The 12,771-nt window shown below is 67.6% G+C and carries 13 protein-coding genes and 1 pseudogene; 7 read left to right on the top strand and 7 right to left on the bottom strand.

What is annotated here, in order from left to right; all coding sequences use genetic code 11:
* Positions 1-128: 128 nt before the first annotated feature.
* Entirely contained in the window at positions 129-1,061 is a 933-nt protein-coding gene (locus tag ACZ9GM_RS09170) for a LysR family transcriptional regulator (RefSeq protein ID WP_476037694.1), read from the top strand.
* A 350-nt stretch (positions 1,062-1,411) separates the two neighbouring features.
* Positions 1,412-2,236 (top strand): formate/nitrite transporter family protein, encoded by an 825-nt coding sequence (locus ACZ9GM_RS09165; RefSeq protein ID WP_476038337.1) that lies wholly within the window; start codon positions 1,412-1,414, stop codon positions 2,234-2,236.
* A gap of 19 nt (positions 2,237-2,255) precedes the next feature.
* Here ACZ9GM_RS09165 and ACZ9GM_RS09160 read toward each other — a convergent pair whose 3' ends face one another.
* From ACZ9GM_RS09160 to ACZ9GM_RS09150, 3 genes are read right to left on the bottom strand one after another with little or no spacing between them, the layout of a single operon-like run.
* Positions 2,256-3,458, bottom strand: a complete 1,203-nt coding sequence (locus ACZ9GM_RS09160; RefSeq protein ID WP_476037693.1) for a molybdopterin molybdotransferase MoeA — start codon at positions 3,456-3,458, stop codon at positions 2,256-2,258.
* Entirely contained in the window at positions 3,458-4,030 is a 573-nt protein-coding gene (locus ACZ9GM_RS09155; protein ID WP_476037692.1) for an NTP transferase domain-containing protein, read from the bottom strand. The genes ACZ9GM_RS09160 and ACZ9GM_RS09155 overlap by 1 nt, the downstream gene beginning before the upstream one ends.
* Positions 4,031-4,300 carry a MoaD/ThiS family protein gene (locus ACZ9GM_RS09150; RefSeq protein WP_291474100.1) on the bottom strand — a complete coding sequence of 90 codons (270 nt, stop codon included), beginning with the start codon at positions 4,298-4,300 and terminating at the stop codon, positions 4,031-4,033.
* Here ACZ9GM_RS09150 and ACZ9GM_RS09145 point away from each other — a divergent pair.
* The 5 genes from ACZ9GM_RS09145 to ACZ9GM_RS09125 all read left to right on the top strand — a co-directional run bounded on the left by ACZ9GM_RS09145 (position 4,299) and on the right by ACZ9GM_RS09125 (position 7,561).
* Positions 4,299-4,442 (top strand): hypothetical protein, encoded by a 144-nt coding sequence (locus tag ACZ9GM_RS09145; protein ID WP_291474099.1) that lies wholly within the window; start codon positions 4,299-4,301, stop codon positions 4,440-4,442. The two genes, ACZ9GM_RS09150 and ACZ9GM_RS09145, sit on opposite strands and share 2 nt — an antisense overlap.
* Before the next feature lie 429 nt (positions 4,443-4,871).
* Entirely contained in the window at positions 4,872-5,483 is a 612-nt protein-coding gene (moaC, locus tag ACZ9GM_RS09140) for a cyclic pyranopterin monophosphate synthase MoaC (protein WP_476037690.1), read from the top strand.
* Positions 5,480-5,971 carry a MogA/MoaB family molybdenum cofactor biosynthesis protein gene (locus ACZ9GM_RS09135; protein ID WP_476037689.1) on the top strand — a complete coding sequence of 164 codons (492 nt, stop codon included), beginning with the start codon at positions 5,480-5,482 and terminating at the stop codon, positions 5,969-5,971. Before moaC ends, ACZ9GM_RS09135 begins: the two co-directional genes overlap by 4 nt.
* Complete coding sequence (locus ACZ9GM_RS09130) at positions 5,964-6,455, top strand: molybdenum cofactor biosynthesis protein MoaE (protein WP_476037688.1); 492 nt, start codon at positions 5,964-5,966, stop codon at positions 6,453-6,455. The genes ACZ9GM_RS09135 and ACZ9GM_RS09130 overlap by 8 nt, the downstream gene beginning before the upstream one ends.
* A complete protein-coding gene (locus ACZ9GM_RS09125) occupies positions 6,455-7,561 on the top strand; it encodes a ThiF family adenylyltransferase (RefSeq protein ID WP_476037687.1) in 1,107 nt (368 codons plus the stop codon). The genes ACZ9GM_RS09130 and ACZ9GM_RS09125 overlap by 1 nt, the downstream gene beginning before the upstream one ends.
* Before the next feature lie 308 nt (positions 7,562-7,869).
* Here ACZ9GM_RS09125 and fdhD read toward each other — a convergent pair whose 3' ends face one another.
* The 4 genes and pseudogenes from fdhD to ACZ9GM_RS09105 form a co-directional block, all read right to left on the bottom strand.
* Positions 7,870-8,874, bottom strand: a complete 1,005-nt coding sequence (gene fdhD / locus ACZ9GM_RS09120; RefSeq protein WP_476037686.1) for a formate dehydrogenase accessory sulfurtransferase FdhD — start codon at positions 8,872-8,874, stop codon at positions 7,870-7,872.
* Between the two features lie 28 nt (positions 8,875-8,902).
* A pseudogene (locus ACZ9GM_RS09115) lies at positions 8,903-11,234 on the bottom strand (FdhF/YdeP family oxidoreductase).
* 69 nt (positions 11,235-11,303) lie between these two features.
* Positions 11,304-11,588 (bottom strand): DUF6457 domain-containing protein, encoded by a 285-nt coding sequence (locus tag ACZ9GM_RS09110; protein WP_291474092.1) that lies wholly within the window; start codon positions 11,586-11,588, stop codon positions 11,304-11,306.
* Positions 11,589-11,609: 21 nt separating this feature from the next.
* Positions 11,610-12,758, bottom strand: a complete 1,149-nt coding sequence (locus ACZ9GM_RS09105) for a heme/hemin ABC transporter substrate-binding protein (RefSeq protein ID WP_476037685.1) — start codon at positions 12,756-12,758, stop codon at positions 11,610-11,612.
* Positions 12,759-12,771: the final 13 nt, after the last annotated feature.

Genomic DNA, 12,771 nt, shown 5'->3' with positions numbered 1-12,771 from the left:
TGGCACCGAATTAGATTGTGTGCAACTTAATGGTACACAACTCGTTCTGAGGTGCTGCGACGGTGCTGGGGCGGTGCTGCGGCGGTGCCGGGAAAGAATCCGGGCAGTGACCCGGTAATCTCGGTCACATGCTCCTCAGCCAACTGACCTACTTCGAGGCTCTCGCCCGGGAACGACACTTCGGGCGGGCGGCGGCGTCCTGCTTCGTGACAACCTCGACTCTGTCCGAGGCGATCCGGAAACTGGAGAAAGAGGTCGGATCACCACTGGTCAACCGGAGCCATTCGGCGTTCCAGGGGCTGACCCACGAGGGTGAGCTGGTGCTGACCTACGCCCGGCGGATCACCGCGGACCAGCGTCATCTGGAGGAGGACCTCGCCGCCGCGCGCGGTGAACTGTCCGCGACGGTGCGGGTGGGCGTGATCCCGGCGGGGACGGGTTGGGCGGCGCGGCTGCTCGACCGGATCGCCGAGGCGAACCCGCGGGTGCGCTTCGACCTTCGTGCGGGGCTGCGCAGTGAGGAAATCGTCGAGGGACTGCGCGCCCACGAGCTGGATGCTGGGATCATCCACACCGCGCCGGAGGTGGTCAGGGGCCAGCGGGTGACAACTGTCGGGTCGGTGCGATTCGCGGTGGTGGGGGTGCCTGCGCTGTTCCGTGAGCGGTTCGGGTCGGTGCCCTCGTCCCTGTCGGGGGCGGACCTGGCTATCTCGCCGGTGGCGGTTCTGTCGCCGGGGATGCTGGCGCGCGAGGAGTTCGACCGGGCGATGTCCGAGCTCGACGTGCAGGTCACGCCCGTGCTGGACTCCGACTCCGTCGCCGCGTTGTTGTCCAGTGCTGAGGCGGGACGCTGGTTCGCGGTCGTCCCGGAATGGGCGCCGCTGTCGGACCGGTTGTGCGCGGTGCCGCTGGTGGATCCGGAGGTGCGGCTCTCGATCGCGGTGTCCAGGCTGGACATCCGGCCGGTGACCTCGGTGGCCCGGGCGGTGGACGCTGCGGCTGCCGAGGTGGCTGCCGAGGTGGCTGCGGAAGTGGAGGCTGCCGGTGGTGCGTCTTCCTGAGTGGTCCCTCGTGAGTTCCCCTCGTGAGCTTCCCGTGTGAATACTCCTCCTCAGTGCGGCACTTTCGGGGGTGAACTAGGGGGGGGCTCCTGTCTGGTTGTATCGCAACCGGTTTCGGTGGGGCCGACCGCTGGACGACTGCGGTGCCTGGCGAGGGGGCATGGTGTGGTGCAGGTCACCTGCTGCTTTCCGGGGTGGCGTCCTTCCTTCGTGGTGGGTGAACGGTTGGTGCAGTGGTGGTTGACGGCCGCTCGGCACAACATGACGCCGGGAGTAGTGTCGCCCCGGTGAGCGAGAATGCATCAACCGTGGAAACAGACGCCCAGGAAAGCCCGGCCACCCCGGCTCCGTTGGACGGCGCGGTGAACGCCGCCGCCGACAAGGCCATCCTCAAGAAGGCGGGACTGTTCGCCGACGATCCGCTGCGCTACTCGGTGCGCGCGATCCTCGCGGGTGTGTACCTGACCCTCGGCACTGCATTCGCCGTCGTCGCCGGCAATGCGGTCGAGGGGGTGGCCGCCGGCCTCGGCGCTGTCGTCTTCGGGATGTGCTTCTTCGTCGGACTGGCCATGATCCTGCAGGTCGGGGCGGAACTGGCGACCGGCACCATGATGTTCATGGTCTTCGGTGTGGTCCGCGGTCATGTCTCCTGGCTACGGGCTGCGGGGATCATCCTGTGGACCGTGGTGCTCAACCTCGTCGGCGCGGTCATTGTCGGGGTGATCCTCGGACAGTCCGGCAAGCTCGGCGGACTCGGGGCCGACCACCTGCTCGCGACCCTGGCCGACAGCAAGCTGACCAAGGGGCCGTGGGGGATCTTCCTCGAGGCGATCCTCGCGAACTTCCTGGTCAACGTGGCCATCGTCGGTGGTCTGATCATGAAGGACTACGCGGGCAAGTTCCTGTTCACCCAGTTCGTCATCGGTGCCTTCGTGGTGCTGGGGCTGGAGCACCTTATCGCGAACTTCTCCCTGTTCATGCTGTCCCTGTTCTGCCTCGGCGACGGTTTCATGGACGGCGCCTCCGTGCTGGACTCGCTGACCTGGGCGAATGTGCTGGACAACTGGGGGATGGCCCTGGTCGGCAATGTCGTCGGCGGCGGACTGCTCGTCGGCGGCGTCTACGCCTGGCTGAATCAGGGGACCTCCAAGGGTGCGCGGCTCTACCGGGACTAGGTCCACCCGGGGCAGCCACCTACAGCGTCAGGAAGTCCACCGGATCACCTGCGACAAGCCCCTCCGACGGCACGACCAGCAGCACATCCCCGGTCGCGTACCCGGTGAGCATGTGCGAATGTGCACCCTCGACCGGGGTGCACACCCGGTCGGCGCCGAGAGCAGCGGGGATCAGCCGCACCCGGTCCCTGTTGAGCGGCTCAACCGACACGGCGCAGACCCCCGAGTGCAGCTCCGAGGACAGGCCCGCGAACGCGGCGACCGCCGGGACCACGAACGAGTGCAGGGCGACATGCGCGGCGAACGGGTTGCCGGGCGCCCCGATGATGAGCTGCGCACCACGTCGGACGATCAGTGTCGGGTGACCCGGCCGGCACGCCACACCGGACGCCAGCACCTCGCCGTCATCACCAGATGCTGCCCGGGTGATGAACCGACGGGCGAAGTCCTGCCCGGAATGCCCTGAACCACCGGTGACCAGCACAATGTCGGCTTCAATGGTGGAGGGGCGGCGCAGCCAGTACTCCACCGCCACCGGGTCGTCGGCGACAGCCTCGGCAGAGGTCACGACCCCACCCCAGGATTCGACCAGTGCCGGGAAGGACACGGAGAAGGCGTCGCGTACCTCGCCCGGACCGGGCACACCACTGCGCACGATCTCATTGCCCGTGAAGGCGCACACCACCCTCGGACGCCTGGTCACGGTCACCTCATCGACACCCCCGGCCGACAGCATCGCGACATGACGCGGTGTCAGCCGAATTCCGGCGGCCAGTAGGTCGGCCCCGGCGGAGCGTTCCTGACCTGCAGGGCGGATGTCTTTGCCCACCTCGGGCTGCCCGGCGTGCAGCCGGGAACCGTCACAGGTGATCTCGGCGTCTTCGGATCGGACGACGGCGTCCGCCCCCTCCGGAAGAAGAGATCCTGTCAGGACCGGCAGCGCCTCTCCGTCGGAGAGTGCGCCGCCAGTGCGGTGGATGTTGCGTCCTGCCGCGCCTTCGACGGGGGTGGCGAGCAGTCGCCACGGTCCGGTGCCGCGCACAGCGAACCCGTCCATCGCCGAGGACGTGTAGTGCGGCACATCCATGGGGGAGACCACGGCGGACGCCAGGATCCGACCCGCCGCCTCCGCCACCGGAACCTGCTCGGTGCCTCGGCGGGCATGGTCGTGGACCGCGGATTCGACGGCGGCGCGGGCTTCGGACCAGCTGAGAGTGTTCATCAGTCCTGACCGTACCCGTTGCTGTACCCGTGCGCTGCGGCATCGGCCCAGGTGTCGATGTCGGCGACGGTGGGGGCGGGCAGTTCGATCTCGGACAGGTGCAGTTCCTTCACGATGCGCATGACGGGGGCGTCGGTGAAGTCGCCGACGCAGGCGTCCTTCAGGGCGGGGCAGGACGCACGGAAGAGCAGTGGTTGGAGGCGCCCGTCCGCGGTGATGACGCCCGGTCGGTCCAGGGCGGCGACGACGGACGCCGGGTCCGCGAGGTCGGCGGGCAGGACCAGGACATCGCCGGTGTAGTCGGCGGGGATCGCGGTCACACCGGCGGCGATGCCGGCGGCGGGACCTGCGAGCGGCGGATCTTCGCGGACGCGGGTGACGTCGTCAGGGAGAGGCATCTCGCCGGCGACGACGATCCGCCGGCATTCGGGGAGTACGGCGCAGGCGTCGAGGACACGGTCGATGAGACGGCGGCCCGTGGCATCCTGAAGAAGGGGTTTGACCGGGACCTCGGTGGGGGCGGATGCGGCGAGGCGTTCACCGCGTCCACCTGCGATGATCAGCGCGTACATCTATCCTCCGGCGAACGGTGGGAGGACGTCGACGCGCCGGACGGCGCTGAGGTCGACGGTGGTGGCGTCCGGACGGGTGACCGTGCGGCCGTCGACGAGGAAGCTGCAGCGGTCGAAGATCTGGGCGAGCGTCATGCCGCCGGCGGTGGTTTCGGTGTGGGTGGTGCCGAGGGTGCCGAGCAGGTCGGACAGTGTTCCGGAGGCGTCTGCATTCTCCTGCGGGACGCCGCGTGCGGCCCGGGCGGCGGCGAAATAGTGGATCTCAACCATGGTCGTCCAGTGTAGGCGGCACGTCGCGGCGGGGGAGATTGACATCGCGGCGGGGCGCTACGTCGATGTCGAACTGGAAGAACTCGACGGATTCATGGATGACCTCGCCCAGGAGGTCATAGATGCCAGGCAGCAACGCTGATGCGAAGGATCCGCATGAGTTCGCTGGCCAGGCAGGATCTCCGGGGCATCCTGGACTGGTCGGTGGAGCGCTTCAGGGAGGAGGCAATGAGGCGGTACCGGAATCTCTTCGCACGGCGCTCCGTGACCTCGTAGTTGACCCTGATGAGCCGGGACGTCGGCTTCGCCCGGAGCTGGGCCAGGGGAAGCGGTCCTGGCATCTCAGACTGAGCCGTGACCGGGTGCGCGATGACCGTGTGTTGTCGCCCAGGGTGTTGTCGCCCAGGGTGTTGTCGCCCAGGGTGTTGTCGCTCAGGCACATCATCCTACCGGTCTGATGAAGACACACGGTTCGTCGTCGGCATTGTCCATGAATCCATCGACATCGCGCGTCATCCTGGCCCTGGCTCGGGCGAACCCTGACCAGCTCTACCGCGTAATCTGGGCACCTATGAGCAGCACGGAAAACACCGGGAACACCGGGAACACCGGGAACACCGGGAACACCGGGAACACCGGGAACACCGGGAACACCGGGAACACCGAGAACACCGAGAACACCCACCTCACCCACGTCCGTGAGGACGGCTCGGCGCACATGGTCGACGTCACCGCGAAGAACGAGACCAGCCGCACCGCCGTGGCCACCGGCCGTGTCCGCACCAGGGAAGACGTGCTCGACATGATCTTCGACCCTGCCAACGGGGGCCTGCCCAAAGGGGACGCCCTGCCCGTCGCCCGCGTCGCCGGTATCATGGGTGCGAAGAAGACCCCCGAGATCATCCCGCTGTGCCACCCGCTGCCGCTCGGCAGGATCACCGTCGACTTCACCCGGGAGGCGGACGCCGTGCGCATCGAGGCCTCCGTGAAGACCCGCGGCGTCACCGGGGTGGAGATGGAGGCACTGACCGCGGTGACCAGTGCCGCCCTGACCGTCTACGACATGATCAAGGCGGTCGACAAGCACGCCGTCATCGACGACGTCCGCGTCCTCGCGAAATCCGGCGGTAAGTCCGGCGACTGGGATGTGCGTCCCGACGTACCGGGGGATGTGCGGTCATGACCACTGCACTCGTCGTCGTCGCGTCCACCCGCGCCGCCGCCGGTGAGTACGCCGACCGCACCGGCCCGGTCCTGGTCAGTTGGCTGCGCGAGCGTGGCCTGGAGGTTCCGGATGCCGCGGTTGTCGCCGACGCCGACATCCCCGCCTACCTCGACGAGGTTTTCGATGGGGACGCGACCGTTCCTGTCCCGACCATCGTGCTCACCACCGGCGGCACGGGCATCAGTCCGACCGACGGCACCGTCGTCGCCGTGAAGCCACTGCTCACCCACGAACTGCCCGGCCTGATGACGGCCGTCCACCTCAAGGGTCTGGAGAACGGCGTCCCCACTGCGCTGCTGTCCGGCGGCGTGGCGGGTACCGTCGGACGCACTTTCGTCATGACGCTGCCCGGGTCGACCGGGGGAGTGAAGGACGGCATCGCCGTGCTCGACCCCGTGCTCGACCACCTCATCGACCAGCTGGAAGGAGCCGGAGACCATGAGTGACCCCGTGAGCGAACCCGTGAGCGAACCCGTGAAGGACCCCGCCTACGTCGCCGCGCAGACCGGCACCGTCATCCACACCGCGATCTCCACTGAGCCTCTCGAGACACAACTGGTAGCCGCGAAGGACGCCACGGCGACCGACGCGATGGGCGCCGTCGTCACCTTCGAAGGCACCGTGCGCGACCACGACAACGGCGAAGGGGTGACGCAGCTGACCTACACCCACCACCCGACCGCGGATGCGGTGCTGGCGCGGATCGCCGAGGAGACCGTCGCCGAGTACCCCGAGATCCGGCTCTGGGCCGAGCACCGCAGCGGTGAGCTCGGGATCGGTGACCTCGCTTTTCTCGTGGTCGTGGCGTCCTCCCACCGGGGTCCCGCCTTCGAGGCGGTCGCCGAGTTCGCCTCGCGCGTGAAGTCGGAGGTACCGATCTGGAAGGAACAGGAACATGTTGACGGATCGACTGACTGGGTGGGTCTGTGATGACTGACGAGACTGGCCACCCTGTCGACCACGCCCGGTACCGACGCCAGATCACGCTCGCCGGATTCGGTCTTGCGGCGCAGGAGAAACTGGCGTCCTCCCATGTCGCCGTGCTCGGCGCCGGTGGGCTCGGCTCACCCGCACTGCTCTACCTCGCCGCGGCCGGGGTGGGGGAGGTGACCGTCATCGATGATGACGAGGTCGCCACCTCAAACCTGCACCGCCAGATCATCCATGTCGAGGACGCGGTGGGGGAGTCGAAGGCGGAGTCTGCGCGCCGGGAGATGCTGGCGCGGAATCGTGATCTGGTGGTCAACGTCGTGGATGCCCGACTGACCTCGTCGAACGCTGTAGAGCTGCTGGGGGACGCCGATGTCGTCCTCGACGGCACCGACAATTTCGCCGCCCGCTACGCCTGCTCCCACGGGTGTGCGGTGCTGGGGATCCCGCACGTGTGGGCGTCCATCCTCGGGTTCGACGCGCAACTGTCCGTCTTCGGTGCACCTGGTCCGCTCTACGAGGATGTTTTCCCGACCCCTCCGGCCCCCGGAACCGTGCCCTCCTGCTCTGCGGCAGGTGTGCTCGGCCCGGTCGTGGGAGTTGTGGGGACCGCGATGGCGCTGGAGGCGGTCAAGGTGCTCACTGATATCGGTACACCCTTGACCGGCACGATCGGCTACTTCGACGGTTTGTCCGGCCGGTGGGAGTATATCCCGGTGCATGGTGATCCCGCGGTCGCGCAGCGGGTGAAGAGTGAGCCGACTGAGGTGGACGAGGAACTGGCGGTCGAGCTCTCTGATGACTCTGACATCCCGGATCTCACCGACGCAGTGCTCATGGACGTCCGCGAGCCCGATGAGTTCGAGACCGTGCATATCCCGGGTGCGGTGAACATCCCCTTGTCCGTGCTCAAGGGTGGCGTCGACGGTGAGTTCCCTGAGGAGGTCGAGTACGTGGCCGACCGTGCGGCTGAAGAGGGGCGTCCTCTGGTGGTCTACTGCGCCTCGGGTGTGCGTTCGCTGAAGGCGGTCGACCTGTTGGCGGGCGCGGGTATCGCCGCGGTCAACTATCCCGGCGGTATCACCGCGTGGCTGGATCGGCAGTAGAGACCTGAGTGTCAACGGGCTGGTGTTGACGCCTGGTGCCCCGACTTCACTGTCGCCATCAGTACCGCGATGCGGAAGTCAGGTACCTGATTTCAGCATCTCCGTACTGGTGGCTGCACAGAGAGTGCTGGCGCTGGTCGGCCATCTGTCGCAGTGAGGTGGCATCTCCACGTGCTCGGTGGCATCTCTTTCTGTAACCTCGGCCGGTCCAGGCGACATAAGGAGATGCCACATTGCAGGAGGGGATGCCACCGACGTTTCACCAGTAGCCGGACCCCGGAAGGTCAGAACCGCGGAACGCCACCGCGTCAGGACGCCAGCTCACCGGAGTAGAGGTTGAACCTGTCGTCCCGGGTGAAGCCGGTGAGCAGCAGACCGGACTCCTTCGCCATAGCGACGGCCAGCGAGGTCGCCGCGGAGACCGCGACCAGTCCGGAAAAGCCCGCCAGCACGGCCTTCTGCACCAGTTCAAAGGACGCCCGGGAACTCATGACCAGGTAGGTGGCCTTGTCCGGGTCGTCCTCGGGGACATCACCGGGGAGACGATTCTCCAGGAGGAGCGCACCGATGACCTTGTCAGCGGCGTTGTGGCGCCCCACATCCTCGCGGATGACCAGGGGACGCCCATCGGCGGTGAACGCGCCGGCGGCGTGGACGCCACCAGTCTTCCTGAAGGCCTTCTGTCCGCTGGAGAGCTGCCGGGGAAGGGAAACGACCAGTTCAGACGTCGGATGCACCGGCGTCAGCGTGTACCGCTTCTCCTTCATGAGGTCATCGATGGAGGTCGTCCCACAGACGCCGCACGCGGAGTTGGTCACCAGGTTGCGGATCGGGAGCTCCACACCGGGGAGCGACCCGGCGCCCACCGGCAGAGAGGGGCAGGAGTCCCCGACCGGCGGCTGGACCGGCTGGACCGGCTGCGGTGAGTCCGGCGACGCGGGGACGCCGCAGGTGGCGGTCGAAGGGTGTACACCGATATCAGCGACGCTGAACCCCGCCTGATCCCGCAACGACACATCCAGCGTGTTGTACGTGTTCTCGCCCATCGGCCCCACCGCCCCGGCACAGTAGCGCGCCTCCGAAATATCCGCCCGGGAAGTGATGACCCCCTCGGCGTGGAGCAGCCCGTGGACCAGTTCGAGGTCGTGGCCCGGCGTCCTCATGGTGGTGGTGAGGTCCGTCCCGTCCACCCGGATCTGCAGCGGCTCCTCGACGGCGAGGGTGTCGGCCCTCGTGTCTACGGAAACACTCCCGTCGGAGCCGTCCTCCAGCCGAACCTTGGTGACCCGTGCCTTTTCCGTCAACCTACCCATGGATCGCCAAATTACCCCTACGGCTCATCTACTTCTCATTCGCAGGCATCGGCGGCATGTCCTCCGCGCGCTTCCCGGTCGGCTCCAGGTGGATGGGCATCGACTTCGAGACCGGGGTGTTGGACTCGTTGGCCGCGTGGTCCAGCGGGATGAGCACATTCGTCTCCGGGAAGTAGGTGGTGCAGCCACCGCGGGAGTGGTCGTACTCCACGACGCGGAAGTCGGGGGCACGGCGCTCGCCGTCCTCCCACACCGACACGAGGTCGACGATGTCGCCGTCGCGCACGCCGAGCTCGCGGCAGTCCGCCGGGTTGATGAGGACGACGCGGCGTCCTCCCCGGATGCCGCGGTAGCGGTCATCCATGCCGTAGACGGTGGAGTTGAACTGGTCGTGCGTACGCACGGTGTTCATCATCAGCTGTCCGGGCAGCAGCTCAACCGGGGAGATCTCGTTGACCGTGATGTGGGCCTTGCCGTCGGAGGTGGTGAACTTCCGCTCGCGGGGGCCGTTGGGCAGGTAGAACCCGCCCGGGTGCTTGAGCTTCTCGTTGAAGTTCTCGAAGCCGGGGATGGTGTTCGCGATGTGGTCGCGCAGCACGTCGTAGTTGTCGATCATCGGCTGCCAGAAGTCGTCGCCGAAGGTCTCGCGGCCGATCGAGCAGAGGATGTCCACCTCGCTCTTCAGGTCCGACTTCCGGTGCGCACGGCGCTTACCGGTGGACGCGTGGACCTTGCCGGCGGAATCCTCGACCGTCACGGACTGGCGTCCGGACTTCTGCATGTCCAGGTCGGTGCGCGAGCGCACCGGCAGAATCAGGGAACGACGCCCCGGCCAGGCGTGGGAGCCGTTCGGCTTGGTCGACAGGTGCACGGTGAGGTCGTTGGCCGCCATGCCACGCTCGAGCACGGAGGTGTCGGACGCGACGCGGACCAGGTTGCCGCCGAGCGACAGGAAGAACTTCACCTTGCCGTCGCGCATGGCCTGCAGCGAGGCGACGGTGTCGTAGCCGTGCTCGCGGGGGACCGGGAAGCCGAACTCCTTCTCGACCGCGGCGAGGAAGCTCTCCGGGGAGCGTTCCCACACGCCCATGGTGCGGTCACCCTGGACGTTCGAGTGGCCACGCAGCGGGGCGGTGCCGCAGCCCGGCTTGCCGATGCGGCCGGTGAGCAGCAGGGTGTTCGTCATCTCACGGATCGTGGCGACGGCGTTCTTGTGCTGGGTGGCACCGAGGGTCCAGGTGATGATCGTGGAATCGGCCTTCTCGATGGCGTCCACCATCGCCAGGACCTGGTCGCGCGGGATGCCGTGGGCGCGGGCCAGCTCTTCATCGTCGAGGGACGCCAGGTGGGCTGTCAGATCCTCGTAGCCGGTGGTGTAGGTCTCGATGAACCAGTGGTCGACGGGCCCTGTCGCGGGCCACGAGCTCCTTGTTCACCGCGAGGAACAGGGCGCGGTCGCCGTCGAGGCGGACCTGGAGGTAGTCGTCGGCGATCTTCTCCTTGGCGCCCAGGTAGGTCTTCACGGCCTGCGGCTCGCGGAAGGCCATGAGTCCGGCCTCGGGCATCGGGTTGATCGCGATGATCCGCCCGCCGTTCTCCTTGCACCGGGAGTACGCGGTCAGGGCGCGCGGGTGGTTGGTGCCCGGATTCTGGCCGACGGAGATCAGCAGGTCGGTGGTGTGGAAGTCGTTGATCGTCACCGAGCCCTTGCCGAGGCCGAGGGTCGCCGACAGGGCCGAGCCTGTGGACTCGTGGCACATGTTCGAGCAGTCCGGCAGATTGTTGGTGCCCATCCGCCGGGCGAGCAGCTGGATGGCGTAGGCGGCCTCGTTGACGGCCTTGCCGGAGGTGTAGAACACGGCTTCGTCCGGCTCGATGGACTGCAACTCCTCGGCGATCATGGCGATCGCGTCATCCCAGCTGATCGGCCGGTAGTGGCCGTCGCCGGAGTCCCGGTCGTAGACGAGCGGGTGGGTGATGCGTCCGACCTTGCCGAGCCAGTGGTCGGTCTTCTCGCGCAGCTCCTCGACGGTGTACCTCGCCCAGAAGTCGGGGCCGGCCTTGGAGGGGGTGGTTTCCTCGGCGACGGCCTTCGCACCGTTCTCGCAGAACTCGACGATGTTGAGGTCATGCTGGTCAGGCTCGGGCCAGGCGCAGCCGGGGCAGTCGAAGCCCTTGTGCTTGTTGATGGTCAGCAGGGAGGGCACGCCGTTGTTCGGCACCGCATGCTGCATCGCGTGAAGCACGGCGGGGACGCCGGTGGCGACCTTCTCGTTCTCGCTGATCCGCGGGTGATCGTAGCGGTTGGCCACCGGGTTGACCTGGTCGGCGACCGGCGGAAGTCCCTGGACATTAGTCATGTTCCCCATGCTAACCAGGAACGTGACCTGAGTCATATCCGGCGTATCAGGTTCCGCCGAACGGGGGTCTCAGTCCCCGGGATCGTCGCCGGACGCCGCGCGCTCGCGCACTGCAGCGATGAGCTCCGCGGGGTCGGAACCGGCACGCCCGGCGGCCAGACCGATCAGGAAGGCGGTCACCGGTGCGGCAGGACGCGACCGGTCGTGGGCGACGGTGCTGGTCAGCTGGAGGATATCGGCGACGAGGGCGCGTTCCTCGTCGCGGTCGATGCCGAGCTGGTCGGCGACGTCATCGAGCCAGGCGAGCATGGCCGCCTTCTCCTCGGGGGAACCTTTGGCGGGGGTGGAGTTCATGGCGCCTACCATAGGCCGTCGCTAGGACTCGGTGGCCTCGCGGTGGGTATCCGGGTCGTAGAGGGCGGACGCCGCGGAGAGCAGCATCTCACCGGTCTGCGGTCCGAAGCTCAGGGCCTGGGAGTCCGGGATCGCAAGGATGCGACGGTTCTGTCCGGCCTTGGTCTGCGCCACGCCGGGCTTGGTGAGCAGGCCGTCGATGTTGCCGGTGGACTGCAGACCGGCGGACATCATGACCAGCACGTCCGGGTCGAGCTTCGCCAGTGCTTCGGCATTGGCCGGCGCCATGTCGGAGATGCCTTTCTCCGCCGCGACGTCCACTGCACCGATGCCCTCGATGAGCTCACTGGTGCCGGAGTCGGGGCCGAGGATGTAGAAGACACCGCCGTCACCGCGGGCGTAGAGGAAGGCGGCGCGCAGCGGGGTGCCGTCGGTGGCGGCGTCCGCCAGGTCCTTGATGGTGGATCGGGCCTCGTCGGCCTCGTCGGCGGCACGCTCGGCGAGCTGCTTACCTTCCTCCGGCAGTCCGACGATATCGGCGACCGTGGTGATGGACTCGGAGACGGCCTCCGCGCCGTACTCCGGGTCCTCCATCATGACGACGGGGATGCCCGCGTCGCGGATCTGCTGGACAGCGTCCTCCGGGCCGATGGACGGGTTGAGGATGATCAGCGTCGGGTCGAGGTTCAGGACCGCCTCGGCGCTGATGGAGTGGCCGCCGTGGGTGACCACGGGCAGGTCGGCGAGGCTGGGTTCCATCGAGGACACGGAGCGTCCGACGATGTTGTCGCGCAGGCCCAGGCCGGCGAGGGCGCGGGAGATCGTGCCCGAGATGTCGAGCGGGACGATACGGGAGACATCGTCGACGGTGACGTCGTTGCCGTCGGAGTCGGTGAGACTGACCGGCAGGGCGGGCTCGGCGTCCTCGGTCACCGGGGTGACGTCGCCGACGTAGGAGGCGTAGGAGACATCACGGGCCTCGGACGCGGCGGGGACGTCGTCGGCGGTGGGGAAGTCCTCGACAGCGGCGTCGAAGCTGGTCTCCTCGGCGTCGCCGACACCGCCGCCGTTCTCCGAGCCGGCACCGCAGGCGGTGAGCCCGACGGTGAGGAGTAGTGCGGTGACAGCGGCAAGAGGACGCCGTCGGCGTCCGGGCAGGAAGACACTCATGGGAATGAATGTA

This window comes from Corynebacterium sp. UD i78, from assembly GCF_056280545.1.
The sequence above is the reverse complement of the archived record's forward strand: the minus strand, read 5'-3'. Positions and strand labels throughout refer to the sequence as shown.